Origin of the sequence: Burkholderia sp. BCC1985, assembly GCF_905339915.1 — a bacterium.
In the GTDB taxonomy this organism is placed as follows: domain Bacteria; phylum Pseudomonadota; class Gammaproteobacteria; order Burkholderiales; family Burkholderiaceae; genus Burkholderia.
In genome coordinates this window covers 22550-39485 of sequence record NZ_CAJPGY010000027.1, presented here as the reverse complement: position 1 = coordinate 39485, position 16936 = coordinate 22550, and the positions used below count along the sequence as shown (strand labels likewise).

The 16936-nt window shown below is 67.7% G+C and carries 18 protein-coding genes; 13 read left to right on the top strand and 5 right to left on the bottom strand.

Annotated features, from left to right (window positions below; all coding sequences use genetic code 11):
- Positions 1-62: 62 nt before the first annotated feature.
- Both U4Z31_RS25050 and U4Z31_RS25045 read left to right on the top strand, forming a co-directional pair.
- Positions 63-605, top strand: coding sequence for a class I SAM-dependent methyltransferase (locus U4Z31_RS25050; protein ID WP_044843252.1), 543 nt, complete (start codon positions 63-65; stop codon positions 603-605).
- A gap of 26 nt (positions 606-631) precedes the next feature.
- Positions 632-1885, top strand: coding sequence for a hypothetical protein (locus U4Z31_RS25045; RefSeq protein ID WP_321811661.1), 1254 nt, complete (start codon positions 632-634; stop codon positions 1883-1885).
- 36 nt (positions 1886-1921) lie between these two features.
- On the opposite strand, the gene U4Z31_RS25040 is transcribed toward U4Z31_RS25045, so the two are convergent.
- The gene (locus U4Z31_RS25040) at positions 1922-3256 is read right to left on the bottom strand and encodes a type II toxin-antitoxin system HipA family toxin (RefSeq protein WP_321811660.1); all 1335 of its coding nucleotides are present in this window, start codon (positions 3254-3256) and stop codon (positions 1922-1924) included.
- 3 nt (positions 3257-3259) lie between these two features.
- A complete protein-coding gene (locus U4Z31_RS25035; RefSeq protein WP_044843249.1) occupies positions 3260-3508 on the bottom strand; it encodes a helix-turn-helix domain-containing protein in 249 nt (82 codons plus the stop codon).
- A 257-nt stretch (positions 3509-3765) separates the two neighbouring features.
- Between U4Z31_RS25035 and sapR the strand changes: the two genes are divergently transcribed.
- The 9 genes from sapR (at position 3766) to U4Z31_RS24990 (ending at position 11718) form a co-directional block, all read left to right on the top strand.
- Positions 3766-4647, top strand: coding sequence for a sap1 transcriptional regulator SapR (sapR, locus tag U4Z31_RS25030; protein ID WP_044843248.1), 882 nt, complete (start codon positions 3766-3768; stop codon positions 4645-4647).
- 15 nt (positions 4648-4662) lie between these two features.
- Positions 4663-5226 carry a D-alanyl-D-alanine dipeptidase gene (gene ddpX / locus U4Z31_RS25025; RefSeq protein ID WP_321811659.1) on the top strand — a complete coding sequence of 188 codons (564 nt, stop codon included), beginning with the start codon at positions 4663-4665 and terminating at the stop codon, positions 5224-5226.
- Positions 5227-5290: 64 nt separating this feature from the next.
- Positions 5291-6892, top strand: coding sequence for an ABC transporter substrate-binding protein (locus U4Z31_RS25020; RefSeq protein WP_321811658.1), 1602 nt, complete (start codon positions 5291-5293; stop codon positions 6890-6892).
- A gap of 10 nt (positions 6893-6902) precedes the next feature.
- Positions 6903-7973 (top strand): ABC transporter permease, encoded by a 1071-nt coding sequence (locus tag U4Z31_RS25015; RefSeq protein ID WP_321800459.1) that lies wholly within the window; start codon positions 6903-6905, stop codon positions 7971-7973.
- Between the two features lie 66 nt (positions 7974-8039).
- Positions 8040-8954, top strand: a complete 915-nt coding sequence (gene nikC / locus U4Z31_RS25010; RefSeq protein WP_321811657.1) for a nickel transporter permease — start codon at positions 8040-8042, stop codon at positions 8952-8954.
- Between the two features lies 1 nt (position 8955).
- Positions 8956-9870: an ABC transporter ATP-binding protein gene (locus tag U4Z31_RS25005; RefSeq protein ID WP_321811656.1), complete on the top strand. Its 915-nt coding sequence runs from the start codon at positions 8956-8958 to the stop codon at positions 9868-9870.
- Positions 9867-10628 carry an ABC transporter ATP-binding protein gene (locus tag U4Z31_RS25000; protein WP_124520696.1) on the top strand — a complete coding sequence of 254 codons (762 nt, stop codon included), beginning with the start codon at positions 9867-9869 and terminating at the stop codon, positions 10626-10628. Before U4Z31_RS25005 ends, U4Z31_RS25000 begins: the two co-directional genes overlap by 4 nt.
- A gap of 145 nt (positions 10629-10773) precedes the next feature.
- On the top strand, positions 10774-11028 hold the full coding sequence (locus U4Z31_RS24995; protein ID WP_044843241.1) for a GlsB/YeaQ/YmgE family stress response membrane protein: 255 nt from the start codon (positions 10774-10776) through the stop codon (positions 11026-11028).
- A gap of 354 nt (positions 11029-11382) precedes the next feature.
- Entirely contained in the window at positions 11383-11718 is a 336-nt protein-coding gene (locus U4Z31_RS24990; protein WP_321811655.1) for a type 1 fimbrial protein, read from the top strand.
- 31 nt (positions 11719-11749) lie between these two features.
- Here the strand turns inward: U4Z31_RS24990 and U4Z31_RS24985 are convergent, their stop codons facing one another.
- From U4Z31_RS24985 to U4Z31_RS24975, 3 genes are all read right to left on the bottom strand, one after another.
- Entirely contained in the window at positions 11750-12622 is an 873-nt protein-coding gene (locus U4Z31_RS24985; protein WP_044843239.1) for a LysR substrate-binding domain-containing protein, read from the bottom strand.
- A 369-nt stretch (positions 12623-12991) separates the two neighbouring features.
- Complete coding sequence (gene bla, locus U4Z31_RS24980) at positions 12992-13882, bottom strand: class A beta-lactamase (RefSeq protein ID WP_321811654.1); 891 nt, start codon at positions 13880-13882, stop codon at positions 12992-12994.
- A 189-nt stretch (positions 13883-14071) separates the two neighbouring features.
- Entirely contained in the window at positions 14072-14917 is an 846-nt protein-coding gene (locus U4Z31_RS24975) for a peptidoglycan DD-metalloendopeptidase family protein (RefSeq protein WP_321811653.1), read from the bottom strand.
- Positions 14918-15453: 536 nt separating this feature from the next.
- On the opposite strand from U4Z31_RS24975, the gene U4Z31_RS24970 reads away from it, so the two are divergent.
- Entirely contained in the window at positions 15454-16350 is an 897-nt protein-coding gene (locus U4Z31_RS24970; protein ID WP_321811652.1) for a LysR substrate-binding domain-containing protein, read from the top strand.
- 51 nt (positions 16351-16401) lie between these two features.
- Positions 16402-16788, top strand: coding sequence for an ester cyclase (locus U4Z31_RS24965; protein ID WP_321811651.1), 387 nt, complete (start codon positions 16402-16404; stop codon positions 16786-16788).
- Positions 16789-16936 lie beyond the last annotated feature (148 nt).

Here is a 16936-nt window from a genome sequence, read left to right as displayed (position 1 = left end):
ACCGGCGACGCCGGCGTGCGGGTGCATCCGTCATCCAATACGCTTCGCTCGGGGAATACACAATGCGCTCATTACAAGAACTGCGGCTGGAATTCCTCCAGTACAAGATCGAACCGATCGGCTGGCTCGGCGACAGCCCGTCGCGCTTCGACTTCTATACCCGCACGGCCGCCGGATGCGACAGCATCCTCGAGCTGGGCGTGTTCACCGGACTGACCACGACGGCCTTCATGCTCGCGCAGCCGAAGCGGCTCGTGTCGGTCGACATCACCGATCAGTATTTCCACATCCAGGACGAGCTGAAGCACGCGGCGCAGGAACTGGCGATCGACTTCGAATTCAGGATTGCCGATGACCTCGCAATGGACCCGCTCGCGTGCGACCTGCTGTTCATCGACACCACGCACACGTACGAGCAGACGCTCGCCGAACTGAACCGGTTTGGCCCGCTCGCGCGCAAGAAGATCGTGCTGCACGACATGAACACGTCGGGCGTCTACCAGGCCGTATTCCAGTGGCTGTGGGACAACAAGCAGTTTCACATCACATATCACGACAGCCGCGGCTGCGGCGCGGTCGTGTGCGAGCGTCACGTCGGCTATTGAGCCTCGCACGCGCAACGGGAGGCACCATGCATGCGAACGGACACGCGGTCTGCGTGGCGATCAACGACAACAACCGCGCGTGGTACGAGATGCTCGTGCCGTTCCTGCTGTCGCTGCGGCAGACAGGCTACGACGGGCAGGTGGCCGTCATCGGCTACGGACTGTCCGAACGCAAGCGGCGCATCCTGGAAAGCCAGTCGGTCGACGTGATCGAAGCGTCGAGCGCGCATGCGCTGCCGGTCGGCCGCTTCATCGAGGCCGCCGACTATTGCGCGCGCAATCCGCACATCACGAAACTCGCGCTGTACGACGCGGACATCTGGTTCTGCGCGTCCTCGTTCGACCTGTTCTCCCGGATCGCCGACGACCGCCTGTACGCGTGCCCCGACCCGCTGTTCTGCACGTTCATCGTCACGCCGCTGATCGGCGAGCGACGCGACGCGCACTGGCGTCTCGTCGTCGACGACGTGCAGGCGCGTCACGGCGGTGCGCTGCAGGCCGGGCTCGTCGCCGGCACGGCCACGGCGTGGGCGCGCTTCGCGGCGCATCTGCGCGACTGCGTCGCCCGCATCGGCACCGACTTTCAGGAATGCTTCGGAATCGACACGACGTTCCTGCACCTGTGGGGCGCACGCGGCGAAACCGCGCTGCTCGACCCGGTCCAGAACTTCGTCAGCAAGAACGGCATTCACGAATCGTTCGATCCGAGCAACGGCGCCACGACGTTGCGCTATCAGGGCGAACCGATCCGCGCGCTGCACATGACCGGCGACATCCGTTTCTTCGATCGCTGGCGCTACTACGCGAACCATGTCGACGCCGCATTGCGCGACGGCATGCCGTTCGCGCTGTCGGACGGCAGGCCGGCACCGTCCGACACGGCCGCCGCCCGCATCGCCGCGACCGAATACGTGCGTTTGGCCGGGCTGACCGTCAGCTCCGCCGCGATCGAGGGCAGCGCGGGCGCGTACCTGCAGGCGCTCGACGAACCGGGCGGCACGATGCTCGTCGGCAGCGGGAACCACGAGATCGTGTTGACCGCGACCCGCGACATCGCGCGGCTGAACGTGTACATCACGCACCCGTCCGGCTCGCCGTCGCCGCTGCGATGCGAGGTGCTGATCGATGGGCAGGCGCAGCACAAGGGCCCTGATCTGATGACCCATTTCTGGTATCGGATCTCGGCCGGCACCGTCATCACGCTGCGCTCGACGAGCCTCGGCGGCCAGCAGTGCAACGCGATCTGGCGGCTGCGCGAGGCGCCGGACATGCAGCAGTAGGCAGTGGACGACGCGTAGGCGGTTCGCTCCCCGACGTCAGGCGCGCGGTGTTTCGGCGAGACGTTCGGCGGCGAACCGCAATCCGCCCAGAATGCGTTCGGCGATCCGCGCCGGAAACCCGGCCGGCAGCGTCGCGCCGACCGACTCGATCACGTGCGGCGTCGCGGCGACCAGCCGTTCGATGATCGGCGTCGCGATATCGCCGAGCAGACAATGCTCGGCCATTGCGCTGAAGTGACGGCGTGTGATGTCGCGCATCGCATAGTGCTTGCGCTTGCCGTGTACGGCCATCGCAAGCTTCGCCTTGTGCCACGACCACTGGTTCGCGCCATCACCCTCGACCGGCCAGATCGACATCACGTCGTAGAGCGGCGTCAACCGGAACCGACCGCCCGGCAGCAGGCGCAGGCTGAAGTTCTTCGCATGCCCGTCCGGTGCGGCGAGCATCCAGAACACGATCAGCGCGGCAAACAGCGTGTCGAGGTCGTCCTGCGCCGTTTCCGACCGGCGCAGGATGGCGGCCAGATCCGGCACGCCGGGGCCGCCCTGCGATTCGTATTTCAGATGCGGCGGCACACCGAGCGCCTGGCAGAAGTCCTCCTGCGGCAAGCGCAACAACCATCCACCTTCACGATGCAGCGCACGATCGAAACGCGCGACCGACAGCACCTTGTGCTCGCCGAAACGCACGATTTCGGCATCGGCCGTCGGCAGGCCGTACGCGCGCAGGATCGCGAGACACAGCCACTCGTTTTCGACGGAAGCGGTGAGATCCGCACGCTTGTTGCCGACCAGCCCGAGCGGCAGCTTGAGGATATGCGTCGTCGGTGTCGCGCCATGCGGGCGCATCCATCGCCCTTCGTGAAACAGCAGCGCGGTCTTTTCCTGCGCGCCGGCGAGCGACAGGCGGAAGTCGTCGTCGTCCTGTGCGGCACCCGCCACCCCGCTCGCCTGATCGAGCACGCGCGCGACCTCGTCGTCCGACAACGGCGTACCGTCGATGCGATCATGGCCGACGGGTGCCTCGTCCTCGCCGAGCAGTTGCACCGCGCCGACGCAGTCGCGGCCGAGCGCGGCGAGCAGATCGAACGGCTCGATCGTCGCCGTGCCGAACCGGGACGCCAGCCGGCGACGAATGGCGTCGCTGTCCGGCAGCAGATTGTCGAAGTAGTGGTTCACGCGCTCGCCGCGCAACGGCGCATCGCCGACGCCAAACGGCAGCGACAGCGACAACGGGCGGCCCGCGGCGGACTGCTTCCAGCCGGCGTCGTACCGCAACTCCATGTCGCCGCGCGCCGGAATCCGCCATGTCCCGACCCGCTGGCCGTTGGCCCAGATCGACAGCGCGCGCGTGTGCGAGTTGCGCCCCATCGCTTACCAGTCGATGTCGGCAGCGTCGCGCCCGTCCTTTGTGCGGACGCTGAGCTCGAGACCGTACAGCGCGGTCAGTTCGAGCAATTGGCTGAGCGACAGGCTGGCGGTGCGCGTGGTCTCGAGCGATGACAGGCGAGACTGGCCGACGCCGATGCGCGCCGCCGCCTCGGCTTGCGTCAGCCCCTTGGCCTGACGCGCGGACGACAGGATTTCGCCCAGTTGCGCGGGCGTATTGACGATGAAATCCACGGCTCGGGTCCAGTAGGCAATAAATGCAGTATATCTCTGACAGACATAAACGCAAATTATTGCTGACAGACATAAGCGTAAAATATCTCTGTCAGAAATAATCTGCGTGGTTACGCATCGCGACATTGCCGTCGGGGACGCGTACCCGACCCTATCACCCTCCGCTAAACCATAGTTTTTATCCGCTGGCGCGAATGATTTTGGCTTTGTTAGATGGATGACACTGAATCATCCGATGACAAACATCTAACAGTCCGATGACCTGCGCGTTCGCCCATACCGTCGAATCCCGCTTTGCCGAGCTGACGCCGACCGCGAAGCGCATCGCGAGCTACATGCTCGCGAACCTCGACCGTCTCGGACTCGAAACGGCCGACCAGATCGCGCAGCAGGCCGGCACCAGCGGCATCTCGGTCGGGCGCTTCCTGCGCAGCATCGGCTACCGGAACCTCGACGATCTGAAACGCGAACTGCGCGGCGGCAGCGATCGCCCGTGGATGATCACCGATCGCCTCGACGAATATCGTCGCGCCGCCGGCACACACGTGAGCGACGGCGACGGCACCCGCAGCGACGGCACGCTGGCATCGTCGCTCGATCGCGAACTCGACGCGATCCGCCACGTCTACCGGCTCGCGGAAGAACCCGTGTTCGCGCAGGTCGCGGACCGGATCGCGCATGCCGACGCCGTGTTCATCCTCGGCATCCAGTCGACCCGCGGCATCAGCAATGCGTTCAGCAGCTATCTCGAATACCTGCGCCCTCGCGTGTTCTATTCCGACGGCCAGTCGGGCTCGTACGTCGATTCGCTGAACTCCGAATTCGAGCGGCCGTACTGCATCGTCACCGATACGCGTGCCTATTCGCGCAGCGCGCGCCGCTATTGCCAGGCGGCCGCCGAGCGCGGCCAGCCGTTCGCGCTGGTCACCGATCTCTATTGCCCGTGGGCACGTGAATGGCCGGCCGACCTGCTGCAGGTGAAGACCGACGTCGGCCAGTTCTGGGATTCGCTCGCGCCGCTCACCTGCCTGTTCAACCTGCTGATCACCGCCGTGGTCGACCGCCTCGGCCCCGCGATCGACCGGCGCGTCGCGCGCAACCGCGAACTGCAGCGCACGTTCGACCAATTCGAATCCTGAGCGCCCCGACCGCCGATGAACCCTCCCCGCCTCGTCGAAATCACACCCGCCACGCATCGCGTCGAGATCGATCTCGTCTACGCGACCGAGCGCAACCTGACCGGCAAGGCAATCTACCACCGCGCGCACTGCCTGCTGCTCGAGCCCGCCGAAGCCGCGCTGCGCCGCGCGGTCGACGTCGCCGCGCAGGCCGGCTTCACGCTGCGCGTCTACGATGCGTACCGGCCGCCGCAGGCGCAGCAGGTGCTGTGGGATTTCCTGCCCGACCCGAACTTCGTCGCCGATCTCGGCCGCGGCTCGAACCACAGCCGCGGCACCGCGCTCGACCTGACACTCGTCGACGCGAACGGCGAGGTGCTCGACATGGGCACCGGCTTCGACGAGATGGTGGCCGCGTCGGGCCACTTCCACGCGGGGCTGCCCGAAGCCGTGCAACGCAACCGGCTGCTGCTGCTCGGCGTGATGCACGCGGCCGGCTTCGCGCATATCGACAGCGAGTGGTGGCACTACGAGCTGCCCGGTTCGCATGCGTTGCCGCAGATCGACAACGACGCGAGCGGCCCGTGGCGCCTGATGTAACGACGCTGCACGCTCCCTTCACCGTTCACGTTCAACGACTTCAACGACACATGGAGAAACGCACATGAAGCCCCTGACCTCCCGGCTCGTCGCGGCGCTGGCCGCCGCGTCCGTGCTCGCCGCCGTTCCGCTTGCCGCCGCACGCGCGGAAACACCGAAGGACATGTTCGTGATGGCCACGCTGCTCGACGAATTCACGACGCTCGATCCCGGCGAGATCTACGAGCTGGTGCCGGAGGAATACGTCGCGAACACGTACGACCGGCTCGTGCGCGTCGACCTGCGCGATCCGTCGAAATTCAACGGCGACGTCGCGCAGTCGTGGACGGTGAGCCCCGACGGGCTGACCTATACGTTCAAGCTGCGCCCGGGCCTCAAGTTCCACTCGGGCAACCCGCTGACGGCCGACGACGTCGCCTGGTCGATCCAGCGCGCGGTGCTGCTCGACAAGGGGCCGGCCGCCGTGCTGACCGGCATCGGCCTCACGAAGGCGAACGTCGTCGCGAACGTGAAGAAACTCGACGACCAGACGGTGTCGATCACGACCGACCACAAATACGCGCCGACCTTCGTGCTGAACGTGCTCGGCGCGTGGCCCGCGTCGGTGCTCGACAGGAAGCTGCTGCTGTCGCACCAGCAGGGCGACGACTTCGGCAACGCATGGCTGAAGACCAACGAGGCCGGCTCCGGCGCGTACAAGCTGGTCAAGTGGGCGGCCGGCGACAGCATCGTGCTGCAGCGCTTCGACGGCTACCGGCTGCCGCTCGCGATGAAGCGCATCGTGCTGCGCCACGTGCCCGAAGCGGCGAGCCAGCGCCTGCTGCTGGAAAACGGCGACGTCGACGCGGCGCGCGACCTGAGCCCCGACGATCTCGCGTCGGTCGTGAAATCCGGCAAGGCGAAGGTCATGGCCTCGCCGCAGGCGACGCTGCTCTATCTCGGCCTGAACACGAAGAACCCGACGCTCGCGAAGCCCGACGTGCAGGAAGCGCTGAAGTGGCTGGTCGATTATTCCGGCATCCAGACCAACGTCGTGAAGACCACTTACAAGGTACACCAGACCTTCCTGCCCGAAGGCTTCCTCGGCACGCTGAAGGCGAACCCGTACAAGCTCGACGTCGCGAAGGCGAAGGCGCTGCTTGCGAAGGCCGGCGTACCGAACGGCTTCTCGGTGACGATGGACGTGCGCAACGACTATCCGTATACGGAGATCGCGCAGGCCGTGCAGGCGAACTTCGCGCAGGCGGGCGTCAAGGTGCAGCTGATTCCCGGCGACAACAAGCAGACGCTCGCGAAATACCGTGCGCGCCAGCACGACATCTATATCGGCGAATGGTCGGCCGACTACATCGACCCGCACAGCAACGCGCAGGGTTTCGCATGGAACCCCGACAACTCCGACAAGTCGAGCTATAAAATGCTGGCCTGGCGCAACAGCTGGGACATTCCGCAACTGACGAAGGAGACCGACGCCGCGCTCGCCGAGCCGACCGCCGCGCAACGTGCGCAACGGTATCAGGCGATGCAGAAGGACCTGCTCGCGCGCTCGCCGTTCGTGATCATGTTCGAGAAGGTCGCCCAGGTCGCGACGCGGCCCGGCGTGAGCGGGCTCGAAGTCGGACCGATCAACGATCTCGTGTCGTACCGTAACCTGAAGAAGCAATAAGATTCGCCGCATGTCGACTCCCGTCTCCTCCCTCGAAGCACTGCGCACGCTGCCCGCGCGCCGCCCGGCCGTACGCTGGGCGCTGCGCGTGCTGCGCTGGGCGCTCACGCTCGCCGTCACGTTCGCGGGTCTGCTCGCGCTGACGTTCGTGATCGGCCGCAAGGTGCCGATCGATCCCGTGCTCGCGATCCTCGGCGATCGCGCGTCGGCCGAGGCGTACGCGGCCGAACGCATCGCGCTGGGCCTCGACAAGCCGCTCGTCACGCAGTTCCTGATCTACGCGCGCGACGTGCTGCACGGCGATCTCGGCATGTCGCTGCTGACGTCGAACCCGGTGCTCGACGACATCCGGCGCGTGTTCCCCGCCACGCTCGAACTCGCGACGATCGCGACGCTGATCGGCATCGCGATCGGCGTGCCGCTCGGCGTCGCGGCCGCGGTGAAGCACAACCGGCCGATCGACCACGTCGCGCGCTTCGTCGGCCTGATCGGCAATTCGGTGCCGGTGTTCTGGCTCGGGCTGATGGGACTGCTGCTGTTCTATGCGCGGCTGCACTGGGTCGGCGGCCCCGGCCGGCTCGACCCGGTGTACGACGGGATGGTCGACCCGCGCACGGGCAGCCTGCTGATCGACGCGGCGCTCGCGGGCGAGTGGGACGTGTTCCGCAACGCGGTATCGCACATCGCGCTGCCGGCCGCGATCCTCGGCTACTACTCGGTCGCGTACCTGAGCCGGATGACGCGCTCGTTCATGCTCGACCAGCTGAGCCAGGAATACATCGTCACCGCGCGCGCGAAAGGCTTGTCCGAGCGCCGCGTGATCTGGCGGCACGCGTTCGGGAACATCGCGGTGCCGCTCCTGACCGTGATCGCGCTCACGTACAGCAACCTGCTCGAAGGCTCGGTGCTGACGGAGATCGTGTTCGCGTGGCCCGGGCTCGGCTCGTACCTGACGGGCGCGCTGCTGAACGCCGACATGAACGCGGTGCTCGGCGCGACGCTCGTGATCGGCGCGATGTTCATCACCGTCAACCTGCTGACCGACGCGCTGTACCGCGTGTTCGATCCGCGTGCGCGCTGAGGGCTGCCGCGACATGACTGCTTTCACGCTGCTTCCTTTCCCGTCCATGCCGAAGGTGCCCCGATCATGAATGCCGAGCGTCTCACGCTGCGCGCGTGGCTGCTTTCCGATGCGCCCGCGTCGCGCGCGCAGGCCGCGTTCGGCCTTGCGTATCGCCGCTGGCGCCGCTTCGCCGCCAATCCGCTCAACCTGTTCGGGCTCGCAATCCTGGTCGCGCTGATCGTCGTCGCGATCGTCGGCCCGCTGATCATGCCGCACGATCCGCTGCGCCAGGTGCTGCCCGACCGCCTGCTGCCGCCCGGCTCGCCGTCGCACTGGCTCGGCACCGACCAGCTCGGCCGCGACATCCTCTCGCGGCTGATCGACGGCTCGCGCCTCACGCTCGGCATCGCGCTGCTCGTGGTCGTGATCGTCGTGCCGATCGGCCTCGCGATCGGCACGACGGCCGGCTATTGCGGCGGCTTCGTCGACAGCGTGCTGATGCGCGTCACCGACATCGCGCTCGCGTTCCCGAAGATCGTGCTCGCGCTCGCGTTCGCGGCCGCGCTCGGGCCCGGCGTGATCAACGCGGTCGTCGCGATCTCGATCACCGCGTGGCCCGCCTATGCGCGGCTCGCGCGCGCGGAGACGATCCGCATCGCGCAGGCCGACTACATCCATGCGGCGCGCCTGCAAGGCGCATCGGGCCCGCGGATCCTGCTGCGCTACATCGTGCCGCTGTGCATGTCGTCGGTGATCGTGCGCGCGACGCTCGACATGGCCGGCATCATCCTGACCGTCGCGGGCCTCGGCTTCCTCGGCCTCGGCGCGCAGCCGCCGAGCCCCGAATGGGGCTTCATGGTCGCGTCCGGCCGCAACGTGCTGCTCGACGCGTGGTGGGTCGCGACGCTGCCCGGCGCGGCGATCCTGCTCGTCAGCCTCGCGTTCAACCTGCTCGGCGACGGGCTGCGCGACGTCTTCGATCCGCGTCATGGAGCGTGACATGTCACTGAATTCCGCCAACGCCGCCGCGCCGCTCTGCGAGATCGACGGCCTGAAGATCGGGTTTCGCGGACACGACGGCGTCGTGTCCGACGCGGTGCGCGACCTGTCGCTGACGCTCGCGCCCGGCGAACGGCTCGGCATCGTCGGCGAATCGGGCTCCGGCAAATCGCTGACGGGCCGCGCGCTGCTCGGCCTTCTGCCTGAAGCCGCGCGCTGGTCGGCCCGCACGATGCGCTTCGCGGGCCACGATCTGCTCGCGATGTCGGCGAGCGAACGCCGGCGCCTGTGCGGCAGCCAGATGGGGATGATCCTGCAGGATCCGAAGTATTCGCTGAACCCGGTGATGACCGTCGCGAAGCAGATGGGCGAAGCATTCCGGCTGCATGAGCCGGGGCTGCGCGGCCGCGCGCTGCGCGAACGGATCGTCGATGCGCTCGCGGCCGTGCAGATCCGCGATCCGGCGCGCGTCGCCGATGCGTATCCGCACGAGCTGTCGGGCGGCATGGGCCAGCGCGTGATGATCGCGATGATGGTGTCGACCGGCCCGCGTCTGTTGATCGCCGACGAACCGACCTCCGCGCTCGACGTCGCGGTATCGATGCAGGTGCTCGCGGTGCTCGACGCGATGATCGCGCGGCACGGCACGGGGCTGATGTTCATCAGCCACGACCTGCCGCTCGTGATGTCGTTCTGCGATCGCGTCGCGGTGATGTATGCGGGCCGGGTCGTCGAAACCTGCGCCGCGCGCGACCTGCGCAACGCCACGCATCCCTACACACGCGGGCTGCTCGCGGCGAACCCGCCGCTCGCGAACCCGCCCGACGAACTGCCGGTGCTGCGGCGCGATCCGGCATGGCTCGATACCGTTTCGCCTGCCGGCGCCGCGACGGCACAACAGGAGTCCGCATCATGATCGACGTCGATCACGCCTCGATCCGTTTTCCGACCCGCACGGGCCATGTCGACGCCGTGCGCGATGCGAGCTTCGCGGTGCGCGACGGCGAAGTGTTCGGCCTCGTCGGCGAATCGGGCTCCGGCAAGTCGACGCTGCTGCGTGCGCTGACCGGCCTCGTGCCGCTCGCGGGCGGCAGCCTGTCGATCGACGGCCGGCCCGTCGGCGGCACGCCCGACCGCGCATTCCGCCGCCACGTGCAGATGGTGTTCCAGGATCCGTACGCGTCGCTGCATCCGCGCTTCACGGTCGACCAGACGCTGCGCGAGCCGCTGTCGATCCACGGGATCGACGACGCCGACGCGCGCATCGCCCGCGCGCTGTCCGAAGTCGGGCTCGGCCCGGCGTTCCGCTTCCGCTATCCGCACCAGCTGTCGGGCGGCCAGCGCCAGCGTGTCGCGATCGCGCGTGCGCTGATCGTCGAGCCGCGCGTGCTGCTCCTCGACGAGCCGACCTCCGCGCTCGACGTGTCGGTGCAGGCAGAGATCCTGAACCTGCTGCGCCGCCTGCATCGCGAACGCAACCTGACGATGATCCTCGTCAGCCACAACCTCGCGGTGATCGGCTTCCTGTGCCAGCGCGTCGCGGTGATGCAGCATGGCGAGATCGTCGAACAGCTGCGGATCGAGGACGTGCGCGCCGGGCAGGTGGCACGCGACTACACGCGCACGCTGCTGCGCGCGACCGAAGGGTATCGCCGGCTCGATCCGGTCGCCTGACATGTGCGCGACGCGCGGGCGTGCGATACTCGGCACCCCGTGCGTCGGTGCGCCAGTGCGCTGACGCGCCGCCGAATGGAACCCACGCGCGCCGCGCGGGTCCATGTCCTTTCGTCAACAGCTCAACAGCTATAGGGAGGCGTTCATGCTGCAATTCATCGAAACCCTGGTGGTCGGGCTCATCGTCGGCCTCCTCGCCCGTGCGCTCAAGCCCGGCGACGACAAGATGGGTATCCTGATGACCATCGTGCTCGGCATCGTCGGCTCGCTCGTCGCGGGCTACGTCGGCCGCGCTGCCGGCTGGTATGCGCCGGGCCAGGGCGCCGGCTGGATCGCGTCGATCATCGGCGCGATCGTGCTGCTCGTGATCGTCGGCGCGGTGCGCAAGCGCGCGGGCTGACCGCCGCATCGATGCACAACGGCCGCTCGTTCGCACGAGCGGCCGTTTTCTTTTTGCATACCTCGATTCGCGCCACCCGTGAATCGTTGAATCCTCAACGATTTACCGGCAAACGCCGCATCCATTGACGCCCCTTCCGCAAGCGTACGCCACCGGCAATACCCTGACTTGCGGCCGCACAAATTTGAGATAAATTGATTGAAGGAATACGGCGTCATTTGCTTATTGCCGTTATTTCCGTCTTTTCATTCAAGAGGTCCGATGGATTTGCCGTTTACGCATACAGCACCGCAGCGTTGACGGACTGCCATTCGAGCGGCCCCGCTGCGACGCGCTTCCTCTCTGGAGCCTGTCATGAAGCATCGCCTGTTTGCCGCCTCGTTTGCCCTGGCTGCCGCGCTTCTGGCCTCGTCCTCGTCATTTGCCGCCGGCACGTCCGGCATCATCCACTTCACCGGCATGATCGTCGAGCCGCCGTGCTCGTTCGCGCTCGACACCGCCGACACTGCGCATGCGCACGTGCGCGCCGACTGCCCGCGTCCGGCGACCGGACAGGTCGCGTTCGTCGACGCGGCCAGCCTGCGCACGATCAAGACCACGACCTTTACGCAGGCGTCGCGCGCAATCGTTTTACCGGACCGTCCGGGCAACGCGCATGCGCCGATGATCGCCGTCGTCACCTATCAGTAAGCAACATGCGCCGCCGGCGTCGCGTCGCGCGTCAGTCGCGATGGCTGGCGATCCAGTCGCTGAACGCGCGAATCTTCTGCTGGCTGCCGATGCTCTCGGGATAGACGAAGAAATAGCGGGCGCCGGTCTCGAGCACGATGTCGAACGGCCGTTCGAGCCGGCGCGCGCTGACGTCGTCGTCGACGAGCGTCACGTCGCCGATCGCGACGCCGAAGCCCTGCATCGCCGCGTTCGTGGCGAGATCGAGCGTGTCGAAGGTCGGCCCGCGCTCCGCGTCGACGGCACGCTCGCCTGCGTAATCGAGCCACGCGCGCCAGTCGCGATGGTCGCGCGTCGGATGCAGCAGCGTATGGCGCGCGAGATCGCCGACCGCATCGAGCGGCGTCGCGTGCCGCAGCTCGGGTGCGCACACCGGCGTCAGCCGCTCGTCGAACAGCGGCAGCGCGAACACGCCCGCGCCCGGCGACGTGCCATAAACGACCGCCGCATCGAACGGCTCGGCCGAAAAATCGACGACGTGCTGCCACGCGGTCGTGATCTGCACGTGGAGATCGGGATGCTCGCCCTGGAAGCGCATGATGCGCGGCAGCATCCAGCGCATCACGCAGGTCGGCACCTTCAGCGCGAGATCGGTGCGCTGCCGCGTGAGCTTCATCGAGATGTCCTCGATTCGCGCGAAGCTCTCGTTGACGACCGGCAGCAATTGCTCGCCCTCCGCCGTCAGCGTGAGGCCCTTCGCGTGCCGCTTGAACAACGGAAAGCCGTAGTGCGCCTCGAGTGTCAGGATCTGCCGGCTCACCGCGCCCTGCGTGAGGCACAGCTGCTCGGCCGCGCGCGTGAAGCTGCGGTGGCGAGCCACGGTCGAAAATATCTGCAGCGCGTGCAGGGGCGGAAGTCGGCGCATGACGAAGCGGGTAAGGCGGGTAAACGGACCGCGGATCGCGGATCGACCGCGCCGAACGACGGCGCGGCAGGACCGCGCGTCGACATCGGCGCGCGCTGATCGACACGATAAGCCAAACGCGGGCTTTACGCGAGGTGCGCCGGGCGCTCAGGTCGTAGGAACTAGCGCGCCCGCCGCGATGCGTGACGCCGACGCGACGACGTCCGCTCGTGCCGCCGCGCTCAGACGGTGGGAACGAGCGCACCCGCTGCGATGCGCGCCGCCGACGCGACAACGTCCGCGCGTGCCGCCGCGCTCAGGCGGTGGGAACGAGCGCACCCGTCGCGATGCGCGCCGCCGACGCGACGACGTCCGCGCGTGCCGCCGCGCTCAGGCGGTGGGAACGAGCGCACCCGCCGCGATACGCGCCGCCGACGCGACGACGTCCGCGCGTGCCGCCGCGTCGGCACGCGGCTGCGTGAACGACACGGCCAGCACGATCGGCGCGCGCGACGGCGGCCACAGCACCGCGACGTCGGTCGTCGTGCCGTAGCCGCCGGTGCCGGTTTTGCCGGCACTGCGCCAGCCGGGCGGCACGCCGGCCGCGATTCCGGTCGCGCCGCCGGTCATCCATTCGGTGAGCTGCGCACGCTGCGGCTCGCGCAGCGTGTCGCCGAGCAGCAGCCGCTGCAGCATGTCGACCATCGCGACCGGCGTCGACGTATCGCGCTCATCGCCGGGCGCGGCCTGGTTCAGTTCGGGTTCCCAGCGGTCGAGCCGGAACGCGGTGTCGCCGCTTTCATGCGCGAACGACGTGACGGCCTGCGGGCCGCCGAGCACGCCCATCAACAGGTTCCCCGCACCCTTGTCGCCCGACTGCAGCAGCGCGGTGCAGAGCTGCGCGATCGTCATCCCCGTATCCACATGGCTTTCCGTCACCGGCGACCCGGCCACGACCTCGTAGCGGCGGTACAGGATGCGGCGCGGCAGCAGCGATGCGTCGAGCGAACCGCGCGCGAGTATCGCGGCGGCGGCGGCGACCGCATAGGTGCCGCACAGCGGGAAGCGCTCGCGCGCGTGATGCGCGATGCGCGTGCCGTTCGACGTATCGAGTGCGGCAACGCCGAGCCGGCCGTTCGACGCTTTTTCGAGCGCGGCGAGTTCGGCCTGGGCGACGTGGGCGCGCCCCTGGTCGGCGACGGGTGCCGACGAGCAGGCGGCGACGAACGGCGCGGCGACGGCGGCGAGCAACAGCGAGCGGCGTGTCGGAGAGTGTTCCATGGATGAAGGCTGTTCGGTCGGAAACGGTGGCACGGAGCAACGCACGCGCGCATCGGCGGTGCGCGCGTGTTCACGCCGACGGACGGCTCGCGACGGCATTCGCCGCGCATCCCCCAAGACGTCCGTCGGCCCCGCATGCGGCGGGACTCACATGAACAGACCCTAGCGTAGCAGCGCGCGCCGCTCGCGTCAGCCTTGCGACGAAGGCAGGTACGGCATCGGATTGACGGGCTTGCCGTCACGCCGCACCTCGAACAGCAGCGCGACACGCGCGTTGTCGAGGTCGCCCATCTCGGCGATCTCGTCGCCCTGGCGCACGATGTCGCCGGTCTTCACGAGCAGCTTGCGGTTGTGCGCATAGGCCGTGAGGAAATCGGCGTTGTGCTGGACGATGATCAAGGTGCCGTAATCGTTCAGGCCGGTGCCCGCGTACATCACGCGGCCGTCGGCGGCCGCGCGAACCGGGTCGCCCGGCCGGCCGGCGATCTGGATGCCGCGGTTCTGCCCCGGCTTGAATGCATCGACGATCTTGCCCTGCGCGGGCCATTTGAGCGCCACCGCGCCCGCATGGCGCCGGGTCTCCTTCACGACCTGCCGGTCGCTCGCCGTCGATGCGCTCGCCTGCGCGGCGCCTGCCGCATTGCTCGCGGCGGCCGGTGCGGCCGGTGCGGGCGACTGCGCGCTGGCCGCCGCGCCCGGCGCCTGCAGCGGCTGCTGCCGGACGATGCGCAGCACCTGCCCCATGCGCAGCCTGCCACGCCCGTCGAGCTTGTTCCAGGTCCGCAGGTCGGCGACGCTGCAGTCGTTGGCGGACGCGATGCCCGACAGCGTGTCGCCGCGTTTCACCACGTACTTCTGCGCGACGAGAATGGGCGCCGGCGGCGCCGCCGGCGCGGCGGCGGGCTGGCCCGACGTCGAGCCCGCCAGCGTATCGCTCGGCGGGACGGACGGCGTACTGGCGCAACCGGCCATGACGAGCACCGCGGCCAGGCCGGACAGCCACGCCGACTTGCGGCAAATCTCGCGCTGTTTCATGGACGATCGACTCCGGTTTGACAATCTTTCAAGCATCTCAAAAACGGAACGGCCGACGTGTAACCGGATGCAAACAATGATGACAAACGATCACGAACCGTGTGCCGGCAAACACTTGTTACCGGGAATACGGTCGGATTCGGAAAAACTTGACGGTATTGGACGGGCGATTCGGAAGAAATTTCGCGATGCACCGATTATTTCGAAAAGCTTTCATTGCGCGCGTGAGCGCGCCGGCGAGCCAATGCGGCCCGCACCGCCCGCCCGCTCAACGCAGCCAGTCGACCAGCTCCGCGCAGGCCCACGCGATGCCGATGCACAGGAACAGCAGGTGCAGCGCGATCTTGAACGACACGCCCCACGACGAATCGACCCGCATGACAGTCTCCCCCGGTTGATATACGGCCATGATCCGGCATCGATCCCGCCCCGAAAATGAGGAACCGGCGAACCGGGCCTCAGGCCCAGCCTGAGACCGGTGCGGCGGTTCCTGCTAACTTATCGGCCATACCCATCCTTACGCGCCCCCAACGATCATGCGCTTCGACCTGACCGACCTGCGGCTCTTCCTGAACATCTGCGAGGCCGGCACGATCACGGGCGGCGCCGAGCGCACCCACATCACGCTGCAGGCCGCCAGCGAGCGCATCCGCGGGATGGAGGACGAGCTCGGCGTGCCGCTGCTGCACCGGACCAAGTCGGGCGCGCAGATAACCGACGCCGGCCGCGCGCTCGAGCACCACGCGCGCACGGTGCTGCAGCAGATCGACCACATGCGCGGCGAGCTGCAGCAATACGGCCAGGGGCTGCGCGGGCATATCCGGCTGCTGTGCAACACGGCGTCGCTGAGCGAATACCTGCCCGACGCGCTCGCCGCGTATCTGCCGCTTCACCCGAAACTGTCGATCAGCGTCGAGGAGCGCTCGAGCCAGGACATCGTGCATGCGATCCGCAACAGGACGGCCGAGGTCGGCATCGTCGCCGATTCGGTCGGGCTCGGCGGGCTCGAACAGAAGCCGTTCAGAGAGGACTGGCTGATCGCGGTCGTGCCGGCCGGTCATCCGCTCGCCGCGCGCGACAAGGTCGCGTTCGACGAGATCGCCGACGCGGACTTCATCGGGTTGACCGACGGCAGCGCGCTGCAGGTCCATCTGGCGGACCAGGCGCGTGCGCTCGGCAAGCGGATCCGCTACCGTGTGCAGCTGAAGAGTTTCGATGCGATCTGCCGCGTGATCGCAAGCGGCGTGGGGATCGGCATCGTGTCGCGCCATGCGGCCGAACGCGCGATGCAGACGATGGACGTGCGGCTCGTCGAGCTGTCCGATGCGTGGAGCCACCGCAAGCTGACGCTCTGCGCGCGCTCGTTCGATGCGCTGCCGAAATACACGCAGGCGTTCGTGTCGTATCTGTCGGGCGACATGCCGCCACGCTGAACGTCGCGCGCGCCGCAGCAGCGTGGCGATACCCGAGGAGACATCGCAGCCATGACCGGACCCGAACTCGCGATGCACTATCGCGCCTACATCGACTGCCTGAACCGGCAGGACTGGCCGGCGCTCGCCCGGTACGTCGCCGACAACGTGATCCACAACGACCGGCCGCTCGGCCTGGCCGGCTATCGCGCGATGCTGGAGCAGGATTTCCGCGACATTCCGGATCTCCATTTCGAGGTCCGGCTGCTCGTGTGCGAACCGCCGCGCATCGCATGCCGGCTGCGCTTCGCCTGTGCGCCGAAAGGGACCTTCATGGGGCTCGCCGTCGACGGCACGCGCGTCACGTTCGCCGAGAACGTGTTCTACGAATTTCACGACGGAAGGATCCGGCAGGTGTGGTCGGTGATCGACAAGGCCGCGATCGAAGCGCAGCTTTAGCACGGCGCGGGACGGCCGCCAGGCGGGATCGACGAGCCGATACCCGGCCTGATTCGATTTGACTCTTTAGGGTAACGTTTTCCACCTAATCTCACCTAAAAACGCACTGCCCGGGCACCTTTCCGCCACCGCTGTCACTGCCGAGATA

Bases quoted from the DNA above. Each gene is read 5' to 3' on its own strand.
- U4Z31_RS25050 (WP_044843252.1), top strand. From the start codon at position 63: ATGCGCTCATTACAAGAACTGCGGCTGGAATTCCTCCAGTACAAGATC.
- U4Z31_RS25045 (WP_321811661.1), top strand. From the start codon at position 632: ATGCATGCGAACGGACACGCGGTCTGCGTGGCGATCAACGACAACAAC.
- U4Z31_RS25040 (WP_321811660.1), bottom strand. From the start codon at position 3,256: ATGGGGCGCAACTCGCACACGCGCGCGCTGTCGATCTGGGCCAACGGC.
- sapR (WP_044843248.1), top strand. From the start codon at position 3,766: ATGACCTGCGCGTTCGCCCATACCGTCGAATCCCGCTTTGCCGAGCTG.
- ddpX (WP_321811659.1), top strand. From the start codon at position 4,663: ATGAACCCTCCCCGCCTCGTCGAAATCACACCCGCCACGCATCGCGTC.
- U4Z31_RS25020 (WP_321811658.1), top strand. From the start codon at position 5,291: ATGAAGCCCCTGACCTCCCGGCTCGTCGCGGCGCTGGCCGCCGCGTCC.
- U4Z31_RS25015 (WP_321800459.1), top strand. From the start codon at position 6,903: ATGTCGACTCCCGTCTCCTCCCTCGAAGCACTGCGCACGCTGCCCGCG.
- nikC (WP_321811657.1), top strand. From the start codon at position 8,040: ATGAATGCCGAGCGTCTCACGCTGCGCGCGTGGCTGCTTTCCGATGCG.
- U4Z31_RS25005 (WP_321811656.1), top strand. From the start codon at position 8,956: ATGTCACTGAATTCCGCCAACGCCGCCGCGCCGCTCTGCGAGATCGAC.
- U4Z31_RS25000 (WP_124520696.1), top strand. From the start codon at position 9,867: ATGATCGACGTCGATCACGCCTCGATCCGTTTTCCGACCCGCACGGGC.
- U4Z31_RS24995 (WP_044843241.1), top strand. From the start codon at position 10,774: ATGCTGCAATTCATCGAAACCCTGGTGGTCGGGCTCATCGTCGGCCTC.
- U4Z31_RS24990 (WP_321811655.1), top strand. From the start codon at position 11,383: ATGAAGCATCGCCTGTTTGCCGCCTCGTTTGCCCTGGCTGCCGCGCTT.
- U4Z31_RS24985 (WP_044843239.1), bottom strand. From the start codon at position 12,622: ATGCGCCGACTTCCGCCCCTGCACGCGCTGCAGATATTTTCGACCGTG.
- bla (WP_321811654.1), bottom strand. From the start codon at position 13,882: ATGGAACACTCTCCGACACGCCGCTCGCTGTTGCTCGCCGCCGTCGCC.
- U4Z31_RS24975 (WP_321811653.1), bottom strand. From the start codon at position 14,917: ATGAAACAGCGCGAGATTTGCCGCAAGTCGGCGTGGCTGTCCGGCCTG.
- U4Z31_RS24970 (WP_321811652.1), top strand. From the start codon at position 15,454: ATGCGCTTCGACCTGACCGACCTGCGGCTCTTCCTGAACATCTGCGAG.
- U4Z31_RS24965 (WP_321811651.1), top strand. From the start codon at position 16,402: ATGACCGGACCCGAACTCGCGATGCACTATCGCGCCTACATCGACTGC.